The sequence below is a fragment of the Pseudomonas sp. Q11 genome (assembly GCF_024494355.1).
Lineage (GTDB): Bacteria > Pseudomonadota > Gammaproteobacteria > Pseudomonadales > Pseudomonadaceae > Aquipseudomonas > Aquipseudomonas hefeiensis.
Window position 1 is genome coordinate 32,853 of the sequence record NZ_JAKNQY010000023.1, and the last position, 22,987, is coordinate 55,839.

The following is a 22,987-nucleotide window of genomic DNA, read 5'->3' on the forward strand; positions in this document are numbered from 1 at the left end:
CAAGGCTTGCCCGCGATGAAAGCGGTGCGGTCTTTCAGAAATAGAGTTGCCTGTGTCGCGAGCAAGCTTAGCTCCGACACAGCTTTGCTCCCCCAATCATAGTGTTCGAACGCCCACAAAAAAGGCCGTTTTCCATAGAAAACGGCCTGTCCGAAGTAGCTAAAGACCGGTAAAAATCCATTAAGTTCCGCCTAAAAAACAATAACTTATCGAATTGTGCACAAGTCGTGTTACTCGTCGGATTTTGATTGTAACCAAGCGAAGCCAGCCTCAGGATCGCGCCGTCATCCCTTTGAGGCTCCTCTATGAAGTTCTCCTCGATTCTCTTGTTGTCCCTTGGCCTGGTCAGTGGCGTAGCCTCTGCCGGTGGCACCACCGAAGCAGGCGTGGGCGGCGCATTGGGCGGGGTTCTGGGCTCGGTCGTCGGCCAGTCTTTGGGCGGCAACACCGGTTCCACTATCGGCGCAGCCTTGGGCGGCGCAGGTGGCAGTGCGGTCGGTGCGGACAAACGCAGCCGCGGCGAAGCAGCGATCGGCGGTGCGCTGGGCGCAGCCGGCGGTAACGTGGTCGGCCGAAGCGTAGGTGGCACCACCGGCAGCCTGATCGGTGCTGCAGCAGGCGGTGGCGCGGGCGGCGCGCTGGGCAACTACATGGGCAAGGACGATGACGACGACCGTCGTTATGACGGTCGCCGTGGTGATCGCCGCTACTACCGTGACGGCCATCCGGGTCGCGGCCATGCCTACGGGCATCGTAAGCACAAGCACAAGCATCGCTATCGTGACTGACCGCTGGGTTTAATACCTGCTGGTAAAAGATCGCAGCCTTCGGCAGCTCTTCTCGGAGCCAGACCGGAGGCTGCGATTTTTCGTTTCAGACCACCAACCGCTCCAAAGCCGCGCGCAATTGATCCGGAATCGCCACTGGCCGATTTGACGCCCGTTCCACAAATACATGTACAAAGCGTCCCGTCGCGCAGGCCTCCTCCTCACCCGCCTTGAACACCGCCAGTTCGTATTGCACTGAACTACTGCCCAGTTTCCCGACTCGTAGACCGATTTCTATTCGCTCGGGAAATGCGATCGAGGCAAAGTAGTCGCAAGCCGAGCTCACCACGAACCCCACCACCTCTCCATCATGGATATCCAGACCGCCGACCTCGATCAGGTAGGTGTTCACCGCCGTATCGAAAAAACTGTAGTAGGTGACGTTGTTGACGTGACCGTACACATCGTTGTCATGCCAGCGCGTGGTGATGTGGTGCAGGTGTGGGTATTCACTACGTTGGGGCATCAGGGGTCCTTTACGGTTGCTCAATGGTTCATGCGTTGTTCAGGATTTTTAGGCCTGGCGTTGTGCAAATCCCTTGCCCTGTGCCGCCAGCTCCCCGATCAGACGCGCGGGCTTCCATTGGTCCCCCTGCTTCGTTTCGAGCTCCAGCAACCGTGCATGGATGTCTTCAAGTCCCTGCCGGTCAGCCCAGGCCATAGGACCGCCCTTGTCCGCAGGGAATCCGTAGCCGTTGAGGTACACCAGGTCGATGTCGTGAGCCGATTCGGCAATACCTTCCTGCAGGATCTTCCCACCTTCATTGACCAGCGCCAGCAAACAACGCTCGAGAACTTCCTCGGGTCCGATCTCGCGACGCTGAAAACCCAACGCTTCGCTGACCCGCTGCACGAGCGCATCGACCTCTACATCATGCTCGGCCTGCCGACTGCCGGCTTCGTAGTGATAGTACCCGTTGCCACTTTTCTGGCCGAACCGCCCCAGCTCGCACAAGCGGTTGTCCACCTGCACCTCGGGCGCGTCCTGGCCTTTGCCCGCCAGTTCCCGGGCGCGCCACTCCAGGTCGATCCCGACAACGTCGTACATGCGAAACGGCCCCATGGCAAAGCCGAAACCTTGCAATGCGGCATCCACCTGATGGGGAAACGCCCCTTCCAGCAGCATCTTGCGCGCCTCCAGCACATAGGGGTGAAGCATCCGGTTGCCGATGAACCCGTGGCAATTGCCCGACACCACGCTGACCTTGCCCATGCGCTTGCCCAATGCCAGGGCTGCGTCCAGCACCGTTTGGGAGGTTTGCGCACCACGAACGATTTCCAGCAACTTCATGATGTGCGCCGGGCTGAAGAAGTGCAGACCCAACACCTGGCTGGGCCGGCGGGTGACGGCGGCAATCGCATCGATGTCCAGCGCCGAGGTGTTGCTCGCCAGAATGGCTTGCGGCTTGAGCAAGCCGTCCAGCTCGCGGAAGATCTTCTGCTTGAGCTCAAGGTTCTCGTAAACCGCCTCGATGACCAGATCCACATTGCGGATCGCCGCGTAGTCATCTGCCCGCGTCACCCTGGCGATTCGGGCATCGGCTTCACCCTGGTCGATACGGCCCTGGCGCACGTTATGGGCATACGTATCGGCCACGGCAGCCAGCGCCTGCTCCAGCATCTGCGGGTTGTTGTCGACCCACTGCACCGTCACGCCGGCGTTGGCCAGGCACATCACGATGCCCCGCCCCATGGTGCCTGCACCGACCACGGCGGCGCGCTGAATATCGAAGGGTGTCTGGCTCATGTTTGCTCTCTTGTTGGCGATCCGAAGACAGCCCTCACCTTAGTCAGCCGCAGAGTATTTTTGAAATTTATTCGTGTGATGGCGGGCATTCATCGGATGGATGCGGATCACGAAGCTGCTTGAACCCAGCGGCGAACTTCGGCGTATGGGTAATCCTCCAGTTGCGCATAGCCTGGAATCTTCCGCGCCTTCAGCTTGGTGAACAACGGCACGCTGATGCCACACAGGAACCGGGTCATCCGTTCCGCAGATGGCGCACTGCCGGTATGTTGCTCGTGCCTGTTGATAAAGTCGCTACACAGTGCGTCGAAGTCCCTATCGACCAATAACGGCAATGACGGTGGTTCCGGCAGACGAGCGACATGTCCGTCGCACACCGAACAATGACCACAGCGCTGCGGAGCATTTTCATCGCCGAAATACTGCGCCAACCGATAACCGAGGCAACGATCAGTGGCGAACAGCTCGAGCATGGCGTGGATCCGCGCGATTTCCCCACGCTCGTGCCGGGTGAAATAGCCGTGCAACTCGGCACTCAGCACCTGAACGTCGAACCCTGCTTCAAGCACGTTATACACCTCGGTCATCTGTTTGCTTTCCAGCTCGATCCAGCCCTTTTCCTGAAAGTAATCCAGTGCCTTGACCACGCGGTTACGCTCGGCGTGATACTGCTGGTACATCCCCTCGAAATCCACCGTGGCCCAGGTACGGGCACGGCTGGAGGTCTGGATGATGGCCGAGACGAAGTCCCTTCGCTCACCTTCGAAACGCTCCAGCAGCACCTGTGGCTCGACCAGAAACTTGAAGCGATACTCCGCGAAATAGGCATAACGCGGCGCGATCAGCCGGCGCAGTTCCAATTGCACCAGCAGCGTCTTGAGCGGCAGTTGCCGGATGTTGCTCTTGTCCGCCAGCGGCCCCAGCAAAAACTCCCATTGCCCATCGGCAGCTGCGGCCTTCAACTCATCAAGCACGCACCGAATACCCGCCAGCTCCGGCGTATCACCATAAACAAAGTTTTCCAGCACGTTGAGGCTGTCACGGTTGGCCAGCACCAGACAATCGGACGGCAACCCGTCACGCCCCGCCCGGCCGATCTCCTGGCTGTAGTTCTCGATGGATTTAGGCAGGTCGAAATGCGCCACGTTGCGGATATCACTCTTGTCGATACCCATGCCGAAGGCGATGGTCGCAACGATGCAATTGCACTGCCCGCCCATGAACCGTCGCTGGATGGCTTCGCGTTGCTCATGGGGTAAGCCGGCGTGATAAGCCTGGGCCTCAATCCCATGCCGGCTCAGGTGCTCGGCAATCTGCTCGGCGGTTCGCTGCAAGGTGACATAGACGATGCTCGGCTGTCCGGCTCGCTCGCCCAGCCATTGCACCAGTCGCCGCCGCTTATCCGCGCCGCGCACCGGTTCCACCAGCAGGTTGAGGTTGGCTCGGTAGAAGCCGGTGGTGACCACGTCGTCGGGGGCGATGGCAAACTTCGCCTGCATGTCCGCGATGACTTTGGGCGTTGCGGTGGCCGTCAACAGCAACACCTGGGGAATGTCGAACTGACGCTGGTAATCGGGGAGCTTGAGGTAGTCGGGACGAAAGTTATGCCCCCATTCGGAAATGCAGTGGGCTTCATCTACCACCAGCAACGAGATCGGCACCTGCTGCAGGAAATTGCGAAAGCGTTCGTTCTTCAGCCGCTCCACCGAAATCATCAGAATCTTCAACTCGCCCGAGCGGGCCCGTGCCATGACCTCGCTGGCTTCGTCACGACGCTGGACTGAATCGATACTCGCCGCCGCAATGCCATGGCGATGCAGGAACGCCAGTTGGTCCTGCATCAGCGCCAGCAGCGGCGAGACCACCAGGGTCAGGTGCGGCAATAGCAGGGCTGGCAATTGATAGCACAGGGACTTGCCCGAGCCGGTAGGGAAAATGGCCGCTGCCGACCGACCGGCAAGTACTGCGCTGACGGCAGCTTCCTGACCGGGGCGAAACTGCGGATAACCGAAAACCTGTTCCAGGGTGCTGTGCATAGGCGGTCACTCCTTGACTGCTGCGATGCCAAAAGCCTAGCCGGACGGCGCAGGGAGTCGAGAAAAGGTTTGGGGGAAAAACGATACCGGATGATACAGCCTCAGCCCCCTTGTGCTTTGCCATGAGGTGATACAAATCCAGGCACTTTGATGCCTCGTCCTCGTTTCGCTTGCAAGGTAAGGTGCGCCGTCCACTCATGCGTTACAGGCCTGGAAGCCTGGCGCTCAAGACTCCGCTCAAGGACTGAACCATGTCACATCCATTTTCCGCGCTACGCACCCTGGCGCTAACGTCGGCCTCACTGCTGGCCGGTTGCTTGACCATCCCAGCACAACCCGACATGCGAACCACCGTGTTCGAAACACCGGAATACCGCGCCCAGCAAGGTCTGGCCATCGTCAAAGCCTCAGCTCTGTATGCCCGAGGTGGCACCGGCCAGAACGTGACCGTCGCGCTGATCGACTCTGGACTGAACAGCAGGCTGACGGAGTTCGAGGGCAGGCTGGGTGATCCCGGATTCGACCATGTCGAAAACCGTCCCGGCACCCTTGACCGGGTCGGTCACGGCACGCAAATGGCCGGCATCCTCGCCGCCAACAAGGACGACCAGGGCATGCATGGCATTGCGTTCAACGCCCGGTTGATCCCTTTTCGTTTCGGCGACGACAACGAACCGTTTTTCTTCGATAGCGAAATCGCGCAGTCCTGGCAAAGCGGTTTCGACAAGGGCGCGCGCCTGTTCAATAACTCGTGGGCCAACGCCATTCCCGCCACCGAAATCACTGAAGCACGTTACAACCAGGTGATGCCCAACTCCCTGGCCGCTGCCCGAAAACTGGTGGAAGACGGCGCCGTATTTGTCTTCCCGACCGGCAATGAGCTCAAGCGCGAGCCCTTGGCCGAACCTGGATTACCGGCAGCATTGCCGGAACTGGAGAAAGGCTGGATCGCGGTCGTGGCGTTGAAAAACGATGGCAGCACCATCAATGGAAAATCCAACTATTGCGGCGTCGCAGCCGCCTGGTGCATCGCCGTACCCGGCGGCGACGCAGGTCCAGAGGCAGGCCTGCTTACAGTGGGCAAGGATGGCCGTTACGTGCAAACCGCCGGCACATCCCCGGCCGCTGCGTTGGTCAGTGGCGCACTGGCTGCACTGCAAAGCCTCTACCCGCAGCTCAACGCACAGCAAGTGCGCGAACATCTGCTGGCGACAGCAAACCGCACTGGCATCTACGCCAACAGCGAAGCCTACGGCAGAGGGTTGATGGACCTTGAGGCTGCCGCGCTACGCGCTCCTGAACAAATGGCTGATTGAAACCCCGCGCCCCGCTCGCTCACGACATCCAGGACACATTCTCCGCGAACCCCGTAACGGCAGGACGCCTAATGCTCGCGGACGTCAAAAAAGGAAACCATCATGTCGCACAAACTGACTTTAGCCACCACCCTCATCCTGTCCCTGCTGCTGGGCGGATGCATGAAAATTCCCGAAGAGCCACCACTGCTGGCGATTGTCGAATCCCCAGCCGCGATGCCTGCAACCTCCTGATCGCCCGCTTGACCCACCAAGACCCGGGCTCATGCGCGCTTTAGCGCTTGAGCCCCCGCCAGTACGTATTCATGGACGACGGATCGAATGCCGCTATTACGGGTTTATCGGAAGTGGCCTACCGCTTCTGAGACCCTTCTTACAGCAGATTTGTAGGATCCGCCTGATGTTTGAATGGAAAGTGAAAACAGGCTGCAACAACCAGGAAAAAGCGCCAAGCCGGGCGTCAGACGTTGGTAAACGCCCTACACAATCTGTCCCTCCAAGCCATATTGCCGCGTATGGACAGAGCTCTCTATAGTCCGGGGCGCGATCCGAAATCGTACTGAGAAGCTCAAATGCAAACACACAATTCGCCTGCCGACCGATACCAACCGCTCAACAGCACACCGGTCCTGGCCATCGACACCGAGACCGATATCCACGACCTCTGCGACGCCGCCGCCCAAAGAATCCGCGCCTCCAGCGACCTGCTCGAAACCCTTCACTGCCTCTGCTTCAAACATGCCGACGTGAAGGACATCCCCAGCATTGTCCACGCGCTTTACCTGCTGGTTCAGGATGGCAGCGAACTGCTGGAGGTGGTGCGGCAGCGGTTGCGTTGAGGGTTGGCTTTAAGTTTTATGGTTACCAGACATCCCGGTAATCAAAAGACACTTGATAGTCATACATCGATAAATCCAAAGCGTGCTCGAAATGAGGCTGTAGTATCCCAGCCCACTCATTATTTACGTTAAACCCACCCACATTAATATTGTCCTCTACAGGAACCCCAAGAGCATCAAGCACCCAAGGATCGTCGCCGAAATCCTTCGAATACTCACGCCCTTCACCTAGCTCGGTTATTTTGTCATACCAACTCAACTTCAGCTTTAACCCCATACTTCCCTCACAAATATTTTTTTATATTACGATTTGGTTTGGGGCGATCAATTTGCTCGCCCGTTAAATGATCATAAGAACCTAGATGGCTCCCATCGCTTGCACGGTATGCCTCTAGCTCGCCGTGCATGAAATCCCACTCATAAATAGTTCTCCCTTTTTTATCGGTCCAGCGCTCTCGAAAACCACCTCCGCCCTGGCGAGGCGTCTTTTGTTTGGCGATGTTTAAGTCAGAAAACCCAATAATTTCCTCTGTCTTCGGTGCCCGATGATAATCATGTCCTGCCTCTGGCAGGCCTTTACTCCGAATGCTGAAAACAACATACAACGGCGAAACCCCAGAATCCGCCGGAAACACAAGAATGAAATCCTTATACTCCGGCGGATAAATCGGGTTAACGATAATGCTGTCCGCCGCCGGCGTCGGGGGAAAGATCCAGATGTGCGGAGCCTGTGGCGCCGCCTCCAAAGCCGGGATGCCCAACGTTGCGCTGGGGTCCACTGCCGGCGTCCAGATCAACTCGACCCCATCGCCAAACTCCGCCACTTGCTGCTCGCCGCGAGCCAGGAACGTCACAACGGGAATCATTTCCCAGTCGCGTCGTGTCTGGGTGTTGTAGCCGTACCCCTTGAGCGTTCCGTCAACCTGGGTTTCGACATGCAACCGAACCCGGGTGCGAGCATGCTCCAGGGAGCGCAGTTGCTCTTCGGTGTACAAGGAGCCGTCGGCCAGGTTCGTGGGCGCCAGTAATCCCACCAGACCAATGAGCGCGCCCGCAGCCACCGGCGCGGTGATCGCGCCAGCCACAGCACCGACGTCGGCACCGATCGAGGCCAGTGCCGCCCCGCTCAAGGGTGGCGAACCTTACCGGGCGAACCAAAGCAATACTCAGCAGACAGTTCCTAGACTGCTGTGAGACGTTTCTTCTTTTTCCAACGGCAACGATTTCACCCTAAACTTTCCACCCATACAGATGCGCCCCAATACCCCGGAAACCTCGCCATGCACCTCGCCCCAGACTTCCCCGACGATCACGCCATGCGCCAACTCATGGAACTGCTCCACGAAGAAATCGGCCTGCCCGAGCGCAAGACCCTTCGACTGGACACGGCGATCAATCTCGATCTTGGCTGCGATGGCGCGGATGCTCGGCATCTGATGGAGGCCTTGGAGGAGCGGTTCGCCCTCGACCTCATTGACTACGACGCGTACCGCTACTTTCAGCCGGAAGGATTTGATGTGTTTCAAAAGCGCAGGGCCAAGGGCCGTGGCAGCAAGGTGCCACTGACCATTGGGATGCTCTACAAGGCAATCAAGGCTCAGCGCTGGGAGACGCAGGAAGTGGAAGGGGTGTAGCCGAATGGCACGCCTTAAGTGGCATTATTCTGGCTGTTTGCCGTGATCTCAGCTGTAATAATGGCTGCTTTCGAGCCGGGAGCAGCACAGCATTGCATCCGCACCCCCCTCAAAAAAGCCGTCCATAAAAAAACCGCCCTAAAAAGGGCGGTTTTTTTCATTCGCGAACCAAGCCTTACAGCTGCGGCCCAGCGGCCTTGATCGCGTCGCTCACTTCAAACTTCTTGAAGTTCTCAATGAACAAGCCAGCCAATGCCTTGGCCGCTTCGTCGTAGGCAACCTTGTCAGCCCAGGTGTTGCGTGGGTTCAACAAACCAGTATCAACGCCCGGAACAGCCAGCGGCACGTCCAGGTTGATGATGTCCAGGTGCTCGGTTTCCACACCGATCAGCGCGCCGCTCTGGATCGCCGCGATCACCGCACGGGTGGTCGGGATGTTGAAACGCTTGCCGACACCATAGCCACCGCCGGTCCAGCCGGTGTTGACCAGATAGACCTTGGAGCCGAAGCCACGGATACGCTTGATCAGCAGCTCAGCGTATTCACCGGCAGGACGCGGGAAGAACGGGGCGCCGAAGCAGGTGGAGAACGTCGACTTGATGCCGCTGCCCGAACCCATTTCGGTCGAGCCCACCAGTGCGGTGTAGCCGGACAGGAAGTGGTAGGCGGCTTGTTCTTCACTGAGGATCGATACCGGTGGCAGTACGCCGGTCAGGTCGCAAGTCAGGAAGATCACGGCGTTTGGCTCGCCGCCGAGGTTTTTCGGTGCGCGTTTTTCGATCAGTTCACGCGGGTACGCGGCGCGGCTGTTCTGGGTCAGGCTGTCGTCGGCGTAATCAGCTTTCTTGGTGACCGGGTCCAGGACGACGTTTTCCAGCACGGCGCCGTGCTGGATGGCTTTCCAGATAACCGGCTCGTTCTTCTCGGACAGGTCGATGCACTTGGCATAGCAACCGCCTTCGATGTTGAAGACCACGCCAACGCCCCAGCCGTGCTCGTCGTCGCCGATCAGGTAACGGCTTTCATCGGCGGACAGCGTGGTTTTACCCGTGCCCGACAGGCCGAAGAACAGGGTCACATCGCCCTCTTCGCCCATGTTGGCCGCGCAGTGCATCGGCAGTACGTCAACCGCCGGCAGCAGGAAGTTCTGGACGGAGAACAGGGCTTTCTTCATTTCACCGGCGTAACGCATGCCGGCGATCAGCACTTTCTTGGCCGCGAAGTTGATGATCACGGTGCCGTCGGAATTGGTGCCATCGCGCTCAGGCTCGCAGACGAAGTTCGGCGCGTTGAGGATCTGCCATTCATCCTTGCCACCGGCGTTGTACTGCTCGGGATTGATGAACAGGCAGCGACCGAACAGGTTGTGCCAGGCAGTCTCGGTGGTCATCTTGACCGGCAGGTAGTGCGCAGGATCGGAACCTACATGCACGTGGGACACAAAACGCTCACGCTCGCCCAGATAGGCTTCTACGCGGTCCCACAGGGCGTCGAACTTGTCGGCCGGGAACTTGCGGTTGATCGGGCCCCAGGCGATGGCGCCCTGGGTGGTCGGCTCTTCAACGATGAAACGGTCAACCGGCGAACGACCGGTACGATGACCGGTGCGAACAACCAGCGCGCCAGTATCGGCAAGCTCGCCTTCACCGCGACTCAGGGCTTCTTTGACCAGATCATCGACACTCAGATCGGTGTACACGGCGTTATTGGCTTGCGTCATGAGATTCCCCGTCGGCCTGTGGCCGAGTGCTCCAAACGTTTTGTAGTAGGAAGTCGCGCACTACTACCCGAAAAAAGTGGGCCGGATTATGCCAGAAAAGCCCAAAAAAAGTAGGGCCCTCCCGTCAGTACGGCGTAAATCCGGCGTTTGCCAGGAGATTTACCTGCGCTGAACCGTTTTAGTGACGAGTATCTGACGGTGTGTCGACACCCGCACCGGCGAACAATTGAGTGATGTCCGCGGCGTCGAACAGGTAGCGCTCGTTGCAAAACTGGCAATCGATCTCGATGGCGCCACCATGCTCGATCACCAGTTGCTGCGCATCTTCCAGACCCAGACTGACCAACGCATTGGCGGAACGTTCACGGGAGCAGCTGCATTGGAAGCGCAACGACTGACCGTCGAACAGGCGCACCTGCTCTTCGTGGTAGAGGCGATGCAGCACGGTTTCATTGTCCAGGCTCAGCAGCTCATCGGCGCGCAGGGTGCTGGCCAGAGCGGTGATGTGCTGCCAACTGGCGTCACGTTCTTCCGGGTCGCGAAGGCGGTCGGCGGGCAATTGCTGCAGCAGCAGACCGCGGGCGCGCCGCCCGTCGGCGTAGAGCCAGAAGCGAGTGTTGGTCTGTTGGGACATGACGAAGTAGTTGGTGAAGCATTCAGCCAGCGACGTGCCATCGAGATCGACAATGCCCTGGTAGCGCTTGCCGTGGGTTGGATCGACCGTCAGGGCCAGCACACCATCGGGCATCATGTCGGCCAGGGTCGCGTCGGGGGCGATCTGCTCGGCGTGGTAGCGGGCCAGGCCGCGGATCTCGCGCTCGCTGGAGCATTCGATCATCAGCAGCGGCACCGGGCCTTCGGAACGCGCCTGGAGAATCAGCAAGCCATCGAATTTCAAGGTTCCGACCAGCAGCGCCGCAGCCGCCATCAGTTCACCGAGCAGTTGGGCGACCGGTTCCGGATAGGGATGCTTGGCAAGGACTTCGGCGTAGCTACGCTCCAGCGCCACCAGTTCGCCTCGAGTGTCGCTGTCATCGAAGATGAAGCGCTGGGTGTAGTCGGTATCCGGTAAATCAGTCATAAGGTCTGGTATCTGAGGTGATGACAATTGATGGCGGGCATTTTATGGGCATTCAGGGTGGGTTCCAAGCAAGGCTTGGGTTTGCCTGACGGGACGGCGCTGACACCTCATCTGAATGTGCAGGCCTGACACATTGTGGCGAGGGAGCTTGCTCCCGCTCGGTTGCGCAGCGACCGTAAGATTTTGGGGCGCTGCGCAGCCCAGCGGGAGCAAGCTCCCTCGCCACGGATGAGCTCAAATGGCCGGTGCCTTATTCGCTATTGCTGCCATGGAACTTGAACAGGTCCCGGCGCTGCTTCTTGCTCGGCTTGCCGTCGGTGCTGACACCCAGGGCGCCGGCCTTGCGTTGCGCGGCGGCGGTTTCACGCTTGGCGATGCTGGCTTCGGTTTCGCGATACAGCGCCTGCGCTTCAGGTGCGCCGCGACGCACGATCGACAGAGCCTCGACCACCACGGTCTTTTCATCGAAGCCGGCGCGAATGACATATTCGTCGCCGATGCGAGGCTCCTTGCCCGGTTTGCAGCGTTCGCCCCGGTGATGGACCTTGCCGCTTTCGATGGCGGTCTTGGCCAGGGCGCGGGTTTTATAGAATCGCGCTGCCCACAACCATTTATCGAGACGGACCTTGTCGTCTTCTTCCTTTTTTTGTGCCACTGCAATTCCTCTTTCAGTCAATAGTCAGAACTGTACTACCGTTTTTGTCGGGCGCACGAATCCGGTCTGACGGATAGAATGCCGGCCGAACTGACTTGCGGCCCGGTAAGGGGTCGGTGTCGGTTACGAGCGGAAACAGGTGTGTAGATAACTGTCGCCATTTTGTGATTATTCTGCGTGAATACCGCGATTCGCGGGCTCCACGATCCGATGTACTGATCGCAGGTTTTTTTATTGAAGACTTTTGACCATCTGACCGTTGTCGGTCTGCGCGAGTGGGTGGCGCTCCCGGATCTGGGTGTCGCGGGCCTGCGGGCAAAAATCGACACCGGCGCCAGCACCTCCAGCCTGCACGCCACCGACATCGAGCCGTTCGAGCGCGACGGTGAAAAATGGGTGCGTTTCACCGCGCACCTGGGCACGGTGGTGCAGTTGCGCCATCGCCGCTGCGAAGCCCCGTTGGTGGCGCGCAAAACGATAAAAAGCTCCAACGGCCACGCTCAGGTCCGCTACGTGATCAGCACGACGCTGGCACTGGGGGATCGGATCTGGCGAGTAGAGTTCACCCTCGCCTGCCGCAAATCCATGCGATATCGCCTGTTGTTGGGTTCAAAAGCCTTGATCGACGGCCAACTGGTGGTCAATCCAGGCATCAAATACGTTCAAGACAAGCCGGTGTTCCCGGTGTCCACTACCTCTGCCACAGGTGTTGCATGAAGATCGCTGTGCTGTCGCGTAACCCGCGTCTGTATTCCACTCGTCGCCTGGTTGAAGCCGGGACCGAACGTGGCCATGAAATGGTGGTGATCGATACCCTGCGCGCCTACATGAACATTGCCAGCCACAAGCCGCAGATCCACTACCGTGGCAAGCCGCTGGAGGGATTCGATGCAGTGATCCCGCGCATTGGTGCGTCAGTAACGTTCTATGGCTGCGCGGTGCTGCGTCAGTTCGAAATGATGGGCGTGTTTCCTCTCAACGAGTCCGTGGCCATTGCCCGCTCCCGGGACAAGCTGCGCTCGCTGCAATTGTTGTCCCGCCGTGGGATCGGCTTGCCGGTGACCGGTTTCGCCCACTCTCCCGACGACATTCCCGACCTGATTGCCATGGTCAACGGCGCGCCCCTGGTCATCAAGGTGCTGGAAGGCACCCAGGGTATCGGCGTGGTTTTGTGTGAAACCGCGACGGCGGCAGAGTCGGTGATCGAGGCGTTCATGGGCCTGAAGCAGAACATCATGGTTCAGGAATACATCAAGGAAGCCGGTGGCGCGGACATTCGCTGTTTCGTGGTCGGCGACAAGGTGATCGCCTCGATGAAGCGTCAGGCCAAACCCGGGGAGTTTCGCTCCAACCTGCATCGCGGCGGCAGTGCCAGTCTGATCAAGATCACCCCCGAAGAACGCATGACCGCCCTGCGCGCCGCAAAAGTCATGGGCCTGGCCGTGGCGGGCGTAGACATCCTGCGCTCCAATCACGGGCCGCTGGTGATGGAGGTCAACTCCTCACCGGGCCTGGAAGGGATCGAGACCACCACGAGCAAGAACGTGGCGGGGATCATCATCGAGCATCTGGAAAAGAATGGCGGGCCGAACATGACCCGGACCAAGGGGAAGGGCTGAAGAGCAGCGGCAAGCTATAAGCTTCAAGCTGCAAGAGTTAGCCGCCGCTCACTTGCAGCTTAAAACTTGAGGCTTGCAGCTGCCTCTATACCGCATCCCTAGGCAACAACAACCCCAACGGCAACCTCACCCGCGCTTCCAGCCCACCGCCGACGCGGTTGCGCAGTTCGACATTGCCGCCGTGCATCGAAGCGATGCGCTTGACAATGGCCAGGCCCAATCCCGTGCCCTTTCCGCCCCGAGCGCGATCGCCCCGAGTGAAGGGGTTGAAAATGGCTTCCAGTTCCGACGGATCGATCCCGGCACCACGGTCCATGACGCTGAGCACCACATAGGGCGCGCTGGTATCACCGGAGACATAGGCCGCCACCTCGACGCCCGTGCCGGCGTGATTCAAGGCATTGCCGATCAGGTTATTCAACAATCGCTTCATCGACACCCGACGCAGCGGGAACGGCTGGATCGGCTCCAGGCGCAGGTGCACTTTTTCGGAGTTCTGGTTATAGGGCGCGGCCACTTCCCGTACCAGCTCGCTGAGGTCGACCTCTTCCACAGACTCGTCCCGACCGTCGCGAATGAACGCCAGGAACTGATCGAGAATCGCGTCCATGTCTTCGATATCGCGGACCATTTCATCGGTCAGGTCGGTGTGCTCGCCCATCAACTCCAGCGACAGCCGTAAACGGGTCAACGGTGTGCGCAGGTCGTGGGAGACGCCCGCCAGCATCAGTTCACGCTCGCGCCCGGCCTGCTCGACGTCCTCGGCCATCTGGTTGAACGCGCGGTACACCTCGGTCATTTCACTGGGAGTGTCGCTGATGGGCAACCGCACGCTACGGCCCTGGCCCAGTTGCCGGGCCGCGTAGACCAGGCGTTTGAGCGGCTGATTGAGCTGGCTGACGAAGATCCACGCCGAAGCGGTCGACAACAGGCCGATGGCCAGGAACCAGCCAAGCACGTTCCAGATTTTCTGGCCGCGCAACGGGTGGGGGTACAACGGCACCTTCAACCAGCCATCCCCCAGGCTCGGCGCACGCACCCACAGCGCCGGAGGCGAGTGCATGCGCAATCGCACTTCGGTATCGGCGCCGAGTTCATCCTGCATCTGCCGTTGATAGATCTCGCTGTAAGGCCAGTGTTGCTCGCCTTCCGGCACACCGGCGCCAACCACCCGGATCAGGGTCGCCGCTTCGGCAATCTTCTCCCGGTTGGCTTCATCGGCGGCCCAATAGGCTCGAAGGGTCAAGGCAACGCCGTGGCTGTACTGCCGGTCCACCAGCACATCTTCGTTCATCAACAAGTAGACGAGCGTCAGCGCCTTGGAAAAGAGCACGACAATCAACACCAGCCAGAGGGTGCGGGAAAAGAAACTCTGGGGGAACCAAACGGGGGTTTTCATGAATAGCCGCTACACACTTGCAGGAGCGAGCGATGCTCGCACAATAACGGACCGCGAGTCGCCTGGAGGAAGACATTCAACCAGCCGGGCCACCCGCTCCTACAAATCACCGATCACTTGCTGGCGGCGCCATCCGGCACGAAGACGTACCCCACGCCCCAGACGGTCTGGATATAACGCGGTTTGGAAGGATCGGGCTCGATCATCCGGCGCAGGCGGGAAATCTGCACGTCGATGGAGCGCTCCAGTGCATCCCATTCACGGCCACGGGCCAGATTCATCAGCTTGTCGCGGGTCAGCGGCTGACGGGCGTTCATTACCAGGGCCTTGAGCACGGCGAACTCACCGGTGGTGAGCATGTGTATCTCGTCGCCACGCTTGAGTTCGCGGGTGGCCAGGGACAGTTCATAGTCGCCGAAGGTCACGCTTTCATCTTCGCTGCCCGGGGCGCCAGGCACCGGGGCCGACTGACGACGCAACACCGCCTTGACCCGGGCCATCAGTTCGTCCGGGTTGAACGGCTTGGCCAGGTAATCGTCGGCGCCCAGTTCCAGCCCCTTGATACGGCTCAGCTCATCGCCCTTGGCAGTGAGCATGATGATCGGGATCTGGTTGTTGGCACCACGCAGGCGACGGCAGGCCGTCAAACCGTCTTCGCCAGGCAACATCAGGTCGAGGACCACCAGATTGAAGACTTCACGGGCCAGCAACCGATCCATTTGTTCGGTGTTCGGTACGGTGCGGGCGCGGTAGCCCTTGCTGACGAAAAAGCGCTCCAGCAGGCTGCTCAGCCCCGGATCGTCGTCAACAATAAGAATTTTTTCGCCTTCAGCAGTTTGTGCTGTGCTGCTCATAGGAAGCTCCTTTGATCTCGGCGCGCATTATGGCCTAGCTGCCGTTATACGCACCGTGTGCATTGTTAGCAGATTTTTCCTCTATCTCCAGTAATCCAGGTATTGAGCCTACAGACCACGACGCCCCCCTAAGAACGCAACGCTGGTTATAATGCGCGGCCTTTTGTGCCAGGGAATGTCGGATCGTGATCCCGATACATCGTTTTTCCCTTGCCAGGCAGCACTTTCTGAATTTCGCGGGTCAACAGGCAGCCTCTTGACCCAGGCAGCGGCGCACGCCAGGCCGCTCAACCAGTCTCGCCGAACCCTGCTATGTGCGGTGGCGAGTCTGATTTCACAATTTTTCAGGTGGTTTTATGGACAGCATCAACAGCCGCATCGCCGAGGAACTCGGCGTACGCCCACAACAGGTCGAAGCGGCCGTCGCGCTACTGGATGAAGGCTCCACGGTGCCCTTTATCGCCCGTTACCGCAAAGAAGTGACCGGCAGCCTCGATGACATCCAGTTGCGTCACCTGGAAGAGCGCCTGCGCTACATGCGAGAACTCGACGAGCGGCGCATCAGCATCCTGGCCAGTATCCAGGAACAGGGCAAGCTGACCCCGCAACTTGAGCGCGACATCAAGCTGGCCGACACCAAGACCCGTCTCGAAGACTTGTACCTGCCCTACAAGCAAAAGCGCCGCACCAAGGGCCAGATCGCCCTGGAGGCCGGTCTCGGCGAGCTGGCCGATGGCCTGTTCAACGATCCAAGCCTGGCCCCGGAAACCGAAGCCGCGCGTTTCGTCGATGCCGAAAAAGGTGTGGCGGACGTGAAAGCGGCGCTCGAAGGCGCCAAGTACATCCTTATGGAGCGCTTCGCCGAAGACGCCAACCTGCTGGAAAAGCTGCGCAATTACCTTAAGCAGGAAGCCACTCTCAGCGCCCGAGTGATCGCCGGCAAAGAGGAGGAAGGCGCCAAGTTCCGCGATTATTTCGAACACGACGAGCCGCTCAAGAGCATGCCATCCCACCGCGCCCTGGCGATTTTCCGCGGCCGTAACGAAGGCATTCTCAGCTCCGCGCTGAAGGTGGGCGATGAGTTGCCCGGCACCATGCACCCCTGCGAAGGCATGATCGGCCAGCAGTTCGGCATTCAGAACCAGAACCGCGCCGCCGACAAATGGCTGGCCGAAGTGGTGCGCTGGACCTGGAAGGTCAAGCTCTACACCCACCTGGAAACCGATCTGCTGGGCGAGTTGCGTGACAACGCCGAGACCGAGGCGATCAACGTCTTCGCTCACAACCTGCACGACCTGCTGCTGGCCGCACCGGCCGGGCCGCGCGCCACCCTGGGCCTGGACCCGGGCCTGCGCACCGGTTGCAAAGTGGCCGTGGTGGACGCCACCGGCAAGCTGCTGGACCATGCCACGGTCTACCCCCATGTGCCGCATAACAAGTGGGACCAGACCCTCGCCGTGCTCGCCGCGCTGTGCGCCAAGCATTCGGTGGACCTGATCGCCATCGGCAACGGCACCGCCAGCCGCGAGACCGACAAACTGGCCGCCGAACTGATCAAGAAATACCCGGCCATGAAGATGACCAAGGTCATGGTTTCCGAGGCCGGCGCTTCGGTTTATTCGGCGTCGGAACTGGCCTCCAAGGAATTCCCGGACCTGGACGTGTCGATCCGTGGCGCGGTGTCCATTGCCCGCCGCCTGCAGGACCCACTGGCGGAACTGGTGAAGATCGACCCGAAATCCATCGGCGTCGGCCAGTACCAGCACGACGTTTCCCAGTTGAAACTGGCCCGTGGCCTGGACGCTGTGGTGGAAGATTGCGTGAACGCCGTGGGCGTGGATGTGAACACCGCTTCGGTAGCGCTGTTGGCGCGTATCTCGGGCCTCAACGCCACGCTGGCGCAGAACATCGTCACCCACCGCGATGAACACGGCGCGTTCAAGACCCGCGCCGCATTGAAGAAAGTCCCGCGCCTGGGTGAAAAAACCTTCGAACAGGCCGCCGGTTTCCTGCGTGTCATGAGCGGCGATAACCCGCTGGATTCGTCGGCTGTCCACCCTGAAGCCTATCCGCTGGTGCAACGCATCGCCGCCCAGACTGACCGCGACATCCGCTCGCTGATCGGTGATGCGGCGTTTCTCAAGCGCCTGGACCCGAAAAAATTCACCGACGAAACCTTCGGTCTGCCCACCGTGACCGACATCCTCCAGGAACTGGAGAAACCCGGCCGCGACCCGCGCCCCGAGTTCAAGACCGCCGAGTTCCAGGACGGCGTCGAAGACCTCAAGGACCTGCAACCGGGCATGATCCTCGAAGGCGTGGTGACCAACGTCACCAACTTCGGTGCCTTCGTCGACATCGGCGTACACCAGGACGGCCTGGTGCACATCTCGGCGCTGTCGGAGAAGTTCATCAAGGACCCACGCGAAGCGGTGAAGGCCGGTGATGTGGTGAAGGTCAAGGTCATGGAAGTCGACATCCCGCGCAAACGCGTTGGCCTGTCGATGCGCATGAGCGACACGCCCGGCGAGAAGGTCGACGGCGCCCGCGGGGCGCGTCCCGGTTCTACGCCACGCCAGTCGCAAAACACCGCGCCGCGCAAGGAAACCGCCACGCAGGCCCCGGCGAACAACGCCATGGCTTCTCTGTTCGCCAATGCCAAACAGTTGAAGAAACGCTGATGGATGCGCCAGCCGGGTTGGTGGAAAGCGCGTTTTTCAAGCTGCTCGGCTGCCAGCTGCACAGTCTCGAGGACGGGGTGGCGCAAGTCGCCCTGAGCCTTGAGCCACCGCTGCGCAATCGTGGCGGCAAACTGCACGGCGGAGCGTTGTTCAGCTTGGTGGACATCGCCATGGGCCTGGCTTGTTCCAGTGTCCACGGCTTTGACCAGCAGAGCGCGACCATCGAATGCAAGATCAACTACATTCGCGCCGTCTCCGACGGTGAGGTGCTCTGCACGGCCCGGGTCATTCACCCGGGCCGGCGCACGCTGGTGGTCGAGGCTGAGGTGATGCAAGGCGACAAACTGGTCGCAAAAGCACAAGGCACCTTCGCAGTCCTATAGCTCCCTCTCATCGATTTGGGTTAATTTCGACGCTGCGAATGCGGTGTCGAAATCCCTTGTGGGAGCGGGCTTGCTCGCGAAGGCGGTGTGTCAGGCGACTCCAATGCTGACTGACACGTCCTCTTCGCGAGCAAGCCCGCTCCCACAGAGGGTTGCGCGACTGGCCTTGGGCAGCACAAAAACCAGGCGAAAACGCCAGTTTTAACTTCACCCTTGTAGACCGTCTTGACCACCCCCATATTGGGGCGACTGACGCGTGAAGGAATTCAACTTGAGCGACCTTTTAAACCGCCGCCTGGCTCTGCTCGGCGAGCGCGCCAACCTATCCCTCCTCGAGCAGTGCCTGCACGGCATCGAACGTGAATGCCTGCGCGTCACGGACACGGGGCATCTGGCGCAGACCCAGCACCCTGCGGCCCTGGGCTCGGCGCTGACCAATGAGCAGATCACCACCGACTATTCCGAGTCGTTGCTGGAGTTCATCACCCCGGCCCAGGCTGACGTGGCCGATACCTTGCACAGCCTCGACAAGATCCACCGGTTTGCCTACAGCAAGCTCGGCGACGAGTACCTGTGGAGTCCTTCGATGCCGTGCCCGCTGCCGGCCGAGGAAGACATCCCGATCGCCTATTACGGCACCTCGAACATCGGTCGGCTCAAGTATGTCTATCGCCAGGGTCTGGCCCTGCGCTATGGCAAGACCATGCAATGCATCGCCGGGATCCACTACAATTTTTCCCTGCCGGAAAAACTCTGGCCGCTGCTGCGCCAGGCCGAAGACGTTGAAGCGAACGACCGCGACTTCCAGTCGTCGGCCTACATCGCGCTGATCCGTAATTTCCGTCGCTACAGCTGGTTGCTGATGTACCTGTTCGGTGCCTCGCCGGCGCTGGATGCCGGCTTCCTGCGTGGCCGCCCGCACCAGCTGGAACAGCTGGACCCGGACACCTTGTACCTGCCGTATGCCACCAGCCTGCGCATGAGCGACCTGGGTTACCAGAGCAACGCCCAGGCAGGCCTGACACCCTGCTACAACGACCTGACGAGCTACACCGACAGCCTGCGCAAGGCGGTGGCGACACCGTACGCGCCCTACGTCGAAGTCGGCACGCATAAGAATGGTGAGTGGGTGCAGCTCAACACCAACATTTTGCAGATCGAAAACGAGTACTACTCCAACATCCGCCCCAAACGCGTGACCTATACCGGCGAGCGCCCGGTCCAGGCTTTGGTGGCCCGAGGCATCCAGTACGTCGAAGTCCGTTGCCTGGACATCAACCCGTTCCTGCCGATGGGCATCGACCTCACCGAATCGCGCTTCCTCGATGCGTTCCTGCTGTATTGCGGCCTCAACGACAGTCCGCTCCTGGAAAACAACGAATGCAGCAACGCGACGAACAACTTCCTGACGGTGGTCAAGGAGGGCCGTCGGCCGGGCTTGCAGTTGCAGCGCCAGGGTCAAGCGGTGGACATGCAATCCTGGGCCGTCGAGTTATTGGAGAAAATCGCGCCATTGGCATCGCTGCTCGACCAGAGCCAGGGGGGCGACGCCCACCGCCAGGCATTGGACGCGCAATTGGCGAAGGTGCGGGACGCGTCTCTGACGCCCTCCGCCCAAGTGCTGGCCGCCATGGCAGAACATCAGGAAAGTTTCGCCCAGTTTTCCCTGCGCCAGAGCAAGGCCCATGCCGAATTCTTCCGCGCCGAGCCCTTGCCTGCCCGGGAACAGAGCGCATTCGAAGAAAACGCCCGTCAATCCCTGGTTCAGCAAGCTGAGCTTGAGCAGAACGAAGTGGAGGATTTCGATGTGTTTGTAGGGGCGTACCAGGCAAGCATTCTGGCGGTCAGTCACTAACCCCTCTTTGACGAGGACGCTTTTGTGGCGAGGGAGCTTGCTCCCGCTCGGCTGCGTAGCGGCCGTAAAATAGGCCTGCTGCGCAGTCCAGCGGGAGCAAGCTCCCTCGCCACAGGGGTGTAGGCGTTACTCAGCCGACGAAGGCTTCTCCCACAGATTGATCCCGCCCTCTTGGGCAAACCGATCGATCTGCGCCAGTTCTTCAGCGCTGAAACTCAGGTTCTTCAACGCCCCGACGTTCTCGATAATCTGCTCCGGCCGGCTGGCGCCGATCAGGGCGGAGGTTACCCGTGGATCGCGCAGGGTCCAGGCCAGGGCCATTTGCGCCAGGCTCTGGCCGCGACGCTGGGCAATTTCATTGAGGGCACGCACATGGGCGATGTTCTCCTGCGACAGGTGCGAAGCCTGCAACGAACCACCCCCTGGGCGATTGACCCGGGCATCGGCCGGAATGCCCTTGAGGTACTTGTCGGTCAGCAGGCCCTGGGCCAGCGGCGTAAAGGCAATCACACCCGCGCCCAATTCATCGGTGGCGTCCAGCAGGTCCTTCTCGACCCAGCGATTGAGCAGGTTGTAGGCCGGTTGGTGAATCAGCAGTGGGACTTTCCACTCCTTGAGCAGCGCAGCCATTTCCCGGGTCTTCACACCGGAATACGAAGAGATGCCAATGTACAACGCCTTGCCCTGCTGCACCGCCGTGGCCAGCGCGCTGGCGGTTTCTTCCAACGGGGTATCGGGGTCGAAGCGGTGGGAATAGAAGATATCCACATAGTCCAGGCCCAGGCGTTGCAGGCTCTGGTCCAGGCTGGCCAGCACGTACTTGCGCGAACCACCACCCTGGCCGTAAGGACCCGGCCACATGTCCCAACCGGCCTTGCTGGAGATGATTAATTCATCGCGGTACTGCTTGAAGTCTTCGCGCAGCAAGCGGCCAAAATTGATCTCGGCGCTGCCGTAGGGCGGGCCATAGTTGTTGGCCAGGTCGAAGTGATTGATACCCAGGTCAAACGCCGTACGCAGCAAGGAACGCTGTGTGTCGATCGGCGTGCTGTCGCCGAAGTTGTGCCACAACCCCAGCGACAGCGCCGGCAGCACCAGACCGCTGCGACCGACACGGCGGTAAGGGATGGACTCGTAGCGATTCTCGGCAGCGGTGTAGGTCATCGAAAGTCTCTCTGTTCGGATGGCGGATGCTAGTGGCCTGTGTGGTTAGTTCGTTAATTCAAGTTCGGATGCCAGAAGTCCATAGCCAAGGCGCCGTGACGAGTCATAGCCCGCTATGGCGAGGAACAGCAACGCAGGATATGGGCTTCTGGCGCCGAACTTGACTAACAGAACTAACCACACAGGCCACTAGGCGCAAACTAACACCTCACAGACGCCTCCGTCAGGCTGAAAGTTCGCATATCAGGTGTGGACGAGGGCTCGTCGACGCAGGTGATCTGCCGCAGATTGGCAATGCATCGGCCAATCAACGAGGAGTCGTCCAGCGCGGGTATTGTTATCAATTATTAAACAGTCAAGGCAACCGTCGGATATTTATCGCCGAGGGTAAACATGTGAATCTGGCTTCATCCACTTCAAAAGGACCCCTGCCATGCCCCCTCAAACCTCCAAAGTTGCCATCGTAACCGGCGCCTCCCGCGGCATCGGTGCCGAAATCGCCAAGCAACTGGCCCTCGATGGTTTCGCCGTCGTCATCAACTACGCCAACAGCGCCGCCGAAGCCTCGAAACTGGTAGTGCAATTGCGCCAGGCCGGCCACCAAGCCATAGCGATCAAGGCGGATGTGTCCTCTGCCGGCGACGTCCGCCGGCTGTTCGATGAAACCGAAGCGCAACTGGGCAAGGTGGATGTGTTGATCAATAACGCTGGCACCCTCCAAGTGATGCCCTTGGCCCAGCACACTGACGAACTGTTCGACCAGACGTTCGCCATCAACACCCGCGGCACCTTCAACACCCTGCGCGAAGCCGCAGCCCGTCTGAACGACGGTGGCCGGATCGTGAACTTTTCCAGCAGCACCGTTGGCCTGAACCTGCCCGGCTATTCGGTGTACATCGCCAGCAAAGCCGCGGTCGAATCACTGACGCAAGTGTTCGCCAAGGAACTGCGCGGCCGCCAAATCACGGTCAATGCCGTAGCCCCCGGCCCGGTCGCGACCGAACTGTTCCTGCACGGCAAGAGCGAAGAACAGATCCAGAACTTCGCCAAAATGCCGCCCCTGGAACGCCTCGGGCAGCCAGAGGACATCGCCAGCATCATCTCTTTCCTGGTCAGCCCGGCCGCCGGCTGGGTGAACGGGCAAATCCTGCGAGCCAACGGCGGCCTGGTCTGACGT

At 60.0% G+C, this 22,987-nt stretch carries 21 protein-coding genes and 1 pseudogene; 11 read left to right on the forward strand and 11 right to left on the reverse strand.

Going from position 1 to position 22,987, the window contains the following annotated elements:
* Nucleotides 1-305 precede the first annotated feature (305 nt).
* Nucleotides 306-788, forward strand: coding sequence for a glycine zipper domain-containing protein (locus MA884_RS21275; RefSeq protein ID WP_256232368.1), 483 nt, complete (start codon nt 306-308; stop codon nt 786-788).
* Nucleotides 789-873: 85 nt separating this feature from the next.
* Here the strand turns inward: MA884_RS21275 and MA884_RS21280 are convergent, their stop codons facing one another.
* The 3 genes from MA884_RS21280 to MA884_RS21290 form a co-directional block, all read right to left on the reverse strand.
* On the reverse strand, nt 874-1,293 hold the full coding sequence (locus MA884_RS21280) for a thioesterase family protein (protein ID WP_256232369.1): 420 nt from the start codon (nt 1,291-1,293) through the stop codon (nt 874-876).
* A gap of 48 nt (nt 1,294-1,341) precedes the next feature.
* Entirely contained in the window at nt 1,342-2,574 is a 1,233-nt protein-coding gene (locus MA884_RS21285) for a 3-hydroxyacyl-CoA dehydrogenase (protein ID WP_256232370.1), read from the reverse strand.
* A 107-nt stretch (nt 2,575-2,681) separates the two neighbouring features.
* On the reverse strand, nt 2,682-4,610 hold the full coding sequence (locus MA884_RS21290) for an ATP-dependent DNA helicase RecQ (RefSeq protein WP_256232371.1): 1,929 nt from the start codon (nt 4,608-4,610) through the stop codon (nt 2,682-2,684).
* Nucleotides 4,611-4,861: 251 nt separating this feature from the next.
* Between MA884_RS21290 and MA884_RS21295 the strand changes: the two genes are divergently transcribed.
* From MA884_RS21295 to MA884_RS21305, 3 genes are all read left to right on the forward strand, one after another.
* On the forward strand, nt 4,862-5,926 hold the full coding sequence (locus MA884_RS21295) for a S8 family peptidase (RefSeq protein ID WP_256232372.1): 1,065 nt from the start codon (nt 4,862-4,864) through the stop codon (nt 5,924-5,926).
* Between the two features lie 102 nt (nt 5,927-6,028).
* Complete coding sequence (locus MA884_RS21300; RefSeq protein ID WP_256232373.1) at nt 6,029-6,160, forward strand: hypothetical protein; 132 nt, start codon at nt 6,029-6,031, stop codon at nt 6,158-6,160.
* Between the two features lie 338 nt (nt 6,161-6,498).
* Nucleotides 6,499-6,765: a hypothetical protein gene (locus tag MA884_RS21305; RefSeq protein ID WP_256232374.1), complete on the forward strand. Its 267-nt coding sequence runs from the start codon at nt 6,499-6,501 to the stop codon at nt 6,763-6,765.
* Nucleotides 6,766-6,787: 22 nt separating this feature from the next.
* On the opposite strand, the gene MA884_RS21310 is transcribed toward MA884_RS21305, so the two are convergent.
* Together MA884_RS21310 and MA884_RS21315 are read right to left on the reverse strand one after the other, a co-directional pair.
* Nucleotides 6,788-7,042: a colicin E3-like toxin immunity protein gene (locus MA884_RS21310; protein WP_256232375.1), complete on the reverse strand. Its 255-nt coding sequence runs from the start codon at nt 7,040-7,042 to the stop codon at nt 6,788-6,790.
* Nucleotides 7,043-7,049: 7 nt separating this feature from the next.
* Nucleotides 7,050-7,907 (reverse strand): annotated as a pseudogene (locus tag MA884_RS21315) (colicin E3/pyocin S6 family cytotoxin); the annotation flags it as partial.
* A gap of 138 nt (nt 7,908-8,045) precedes the next feature.
* On the opposite strand from MA884_RS21315, the gene MA884_RS21320 reads away from it, so the two are divergent.
* Nucleotides 8,046-8,399, forward strand: a complete 354-nt coding sequence (locus MA884_RS21320) for a DUF1493 family protein (protein WP_256232376.1) — start codon at nt 8,046-8,048, stop codon at nt 8,397-8,399.
* Between the two features lie 175 nt (nt 8,400-8,574).
* On the opposite strand, the gene MA884_RS21325 is transcribed toward MA884_RS21320, so the two are convergent.
* From MA884_RS21325 to MA884_RS21335, 3 genes are all read right to left on the reverse strand, one after another.
* Nucleotides 8,575-10,119, reverse strand: coding sequence for a phosphoenolpyruvate carboxykinase (locus tag MA884_RS21325; RefSeq protein ID WP_256232377.1), 1,545 nt, complete (start codon nt 10,117-10,119; stop codon nt 8,575-8,577).
* Nucleotides 10,120-10,297: 178 nt separating this feature from the next.
* Nucleotides 10,298-11,200: an Hsp33 family molecular chaperone HslO gene (hslO, locus tag MA884_RS21330; protein ID WP_256232378.1), complete on the reverse strand. Its 903-nt coding sequence runs from the start codon at nt 11,198-11,200 to the stop codon at nt 10,298-10,300.
* 250 nt (nt 11,201-11,450) lie between these two features.
* Nucleotides 11,451-11,855 (reverse strand): S4 domain-containing protein, encoded by a 405-nt coding sequence (locus MA884_RS21335; protein ID WP_256232379.1) that lies wholly within the window; start codon nt 11,853-11,855, stop codon nt 11,451-11,453.
* 252 nt (nt 11,856-12,107) lie between these two features.
* On the opposite strand from MA884_RS21335, the gene MA884_RS21340 reads away from it, so the two are divergent.
* Both MA884_RS21340 and rimK read left to right on the forward strand, forming a co-directional pair.
* Entirely contained in the window at nt 12,108-12,572 is a 465-nt protein-coding gene (locus tag MA884_RS21340) for an ATP-dependent zinc protease (RefSeq protein WP_171061301.1), read from the forward strand.
* On the forward strand, nt 12,569-13,474 hold the full coding sequence (rimK, locus tag MA884_RS21345; RefSeq protein ID WP_003196697.1) for a 30S ribosomal protein S6--L-glutamate ligase: 906 nt from the start codon (nt 12,569-12,571) through the stop codon (nt 13,472-13,474). The genes MA884_RS21340 and rimK overlap by 4 nt, the downstream gene beginning before the upstream one ends.
* An 85-nt stretch (nt 13,475-13,559) precedes the next feature.
* Here the strand turns inward: rimK and MA884_RS21350 are convergent, their stop codons facing one another.
* Both MA884_RS21350 and ompR read right to left on the reverse strand, forming a co-directional pair.
* The gene (locus tag MA884_RS21350; RefSeq protein ID WP_139048809.1) at nt 13,560-14,873 is read right to left on the reverse strand and encodes an ATP-binding protein; all 1,314 of its coding nucleotides are present in this window, start codon (nt 14,871-14,873) and stop codon (nt 13,560-13,562) included.
* 113 nt (nt 14,874-14,986) lie between these two features.
* Entirely contained in the window at nt 14,987-15,727 is a 741-nt protein-coding gene (ompR, locus tag MA884_RS21355) for a two-component system response regulator OmpR (RefSeq protein ID WP_025211284.1), read from the reverse strand.
* A 356-nt stretch (nt 15,728-16,083) separates the two neighbouring features.
* Between ompR and MA884_RS21360 the strand changes: the two genes are divergently transcribed.
* From MA884_RS21360 to gshA, 3 genes are all read left to right on the forward strand, one after another.
* Nucleotides 16,084-18,408 (forward strand): Tex family protein, encoded by a 2,325-nt coding sequence (locus MA884_RS21360; protein WP_256232380.1) that lies wholly within the window; start codon nt 16,084-16,086, stop codon nt 18,406-18,408.
* Nucleotides 18,408-18,791: a PaaI family thioesterase gene (locus MA884_RS21365; protein WP_256232381.1), complete on the forward strand. Its 384-nt coding sequence runs from the start codon at nt 18,408-18,410 to the stop codon at nt 18,789-18,791. Before MA884_RS21360 ends, MA884_RS21365 begins: the two co-directional genes overlap by 1 nt.
* A gap of 271 nt (nt 18,792-19,062) precedes the next feature.
* A complete protein-coding gene (gene gshA / locus MA884_RS21370; protein ID WP_256232382.1) occupies nt 19,063-20,646 on the forward strand; it encodes a glutamate--cysteine ligase in 1,584 nt (527 codons plus the stop codon).
* A 126-nt stretch (nt 20,647-20,772) separates the two neighbouring features.
* Here the strand turns inward: gshA and mgrA are convergent, their stop codons facing one another.
* Nucleotides 20,773-21,810 (reverse strand): L-glyceraldehyde 3-phosphate reductase, encoded by a 1,038-nt coding sequence (gene mgrA / locus MA884_RS21375; RefSeq protein ID WP_256232383.1) that lies wholly within the window; start codon nt 21,808-21,810, stop codon nt 20,773-20,775.
* A gap of 433 nt (nt 21,811-22,243) precedes the next feature.
* Here mgrA and MA884_RS21380 point away from each other — a divergent pair, with 433 nt between their 5' ends.
* Nucleotides 22,244-22,984, forward strand: coding sequence for an SDR family oxidoreductase (locus MA884_RS21380; protein WP_256232384.1), 741 nt, complete (start codon nt 22,244-22,246; stop codon nt 22,982-22,984).
* Nucleotides 22,985-22,987 lie beyond the last annotated feature (3 nt).

What these genes read in the sequence shown, in the direction of transcription:
- MA884_RS21305 (WP_256232374.1), top strand. Translation starts at nt 6,499, where the DNA reads ATGCAAACACACAATTCGCCTGCCGACCGATACCAACCGCTCAACAGC.
- MA884_RS21290 (WP_256232371.1), bottom strand. Translation starts at nt 4,610, where the DNA reads ATGCACAGCACCCTGGAACAGGTTTTCGGTTATCCGCAGTTTCGCCCC.
- MA884_RS21300 (WP_256232373.1), top strand. Translation starts at nt 6,029, where the DNA reads ATGTCGCACAAACTGACTTTAGCCACCACCCTCATCCTGTCCCTGCTG.
- MA884_RS21360 (WP_256232380.1), top strand. Translation starts at nt 16,084, where the DNA reads ATGGACAGCATCAACAGCCGCATCGCCGAGGAACTCGGCGTACGCCCA.
- MA884_RS21320 (WP_256232376.1), top strand. Translation starts at nt 8,046, where the DNA reads ATGCACCTCGCCCCAGACTTCCCCGACGATCACGCCATGCGCCAACTC.
- MA884_RS21280 (WP_256232369.1), bottom strand. Translation starts at nt 1,293, where the DNA reads ATGCCCCAACGTAGTGAATACCCACACCTGCACCACATCACCACGCGC.
- MA884_RS21380 (WP_256232384.1), top strand. Translation starts at nt 22,244, where the DNA reads ATGCCCCCTCAAACCTCCAAAGTTGCCATCGTAACCGGCGCCTCCCGC.
- MA884_RS21285 (WP_256232370.1), bottom strand. Translation starts at nt 2,574, where the DNA reads ATGAGCCAGACACCCTTCGATATTCAGCGCGCCGCCGTGGTCGGTGCA.
- MA884_RS21325 (WP_256232377.1), bottom strand. Translation starts at nt 10,119, where the DNA reads ATGACGCAAGCCAATAACGCCGTGTACACCGATCTGAGTGTCGATGAT.
- MA884_RS21295 (WP_256232372.1), top strand. Translation starts at nt 4,862, where the DNA reads ATGTCACATCCATTTTCCGCGCTACGCACCCTGGCGCTAACGTCGGCC.
- MA884_RS21365 (WP_256232381.1), top strand. Translation starts at nt 18,408, where the DNA reads ATGGATGCGCCAGCCGGGTTGGTGGAAAGCGCGTTTTTCAAGCTGCTC.
- hslO (WP_256232378.1), bottom strand. Translation starts at nt 11,200, where the DNA reads ATGACTGATTTACCGGATACCGACTACACCCAGCGCTTCATCTTCGAT.
- ompR (WP_025211284.1), bottom strand. Translation starts at nt 15,727, where the DNA reads ATGAGCAGCACAGCACAAACTGCTGAAGGCGAAAAAATTCTTATTGTT.
- rimK (WP_003196697.1), top strand. Translation starts at nt 12,569, where the DNA reads ATGAAGATCGCTGTGCTGTCGCGTAACCCGCGTCTGTATTCCACTCGT.
- MA884_RS21310 (WP_256232375.1), bottom strand. Translation starts at nt 7,042, where the DNA reads ATGGGGTTAAAGCTGAAGTTGAGTTGGTATGACAAAATAACCGAGCTA.
- MA884_RS21350 (WP_139048809.1), bottom strand. Translation starts at nt 14,873, where the DNA reads ATGAAAACCCCCGTTTGGTTCCCCCAGAGTTTCTTTTCCCGCACCCTC.
- mgrA (WP_256232383.1), bottom strand. Translation starts at nt 21,810, where the DNA reads ATGACCTACACCGCTGCCGAGAATCGCTACGAGTCCATCCCTTACCGC.
- MA884_RS21275 (WP_256232368.1), top strand. Translation starts at nt 306, where the DNA reads ATGAAGTTCTCCTCGATTCTCTTGTTGTCCCTTGGCCTGGTCAGTGGC.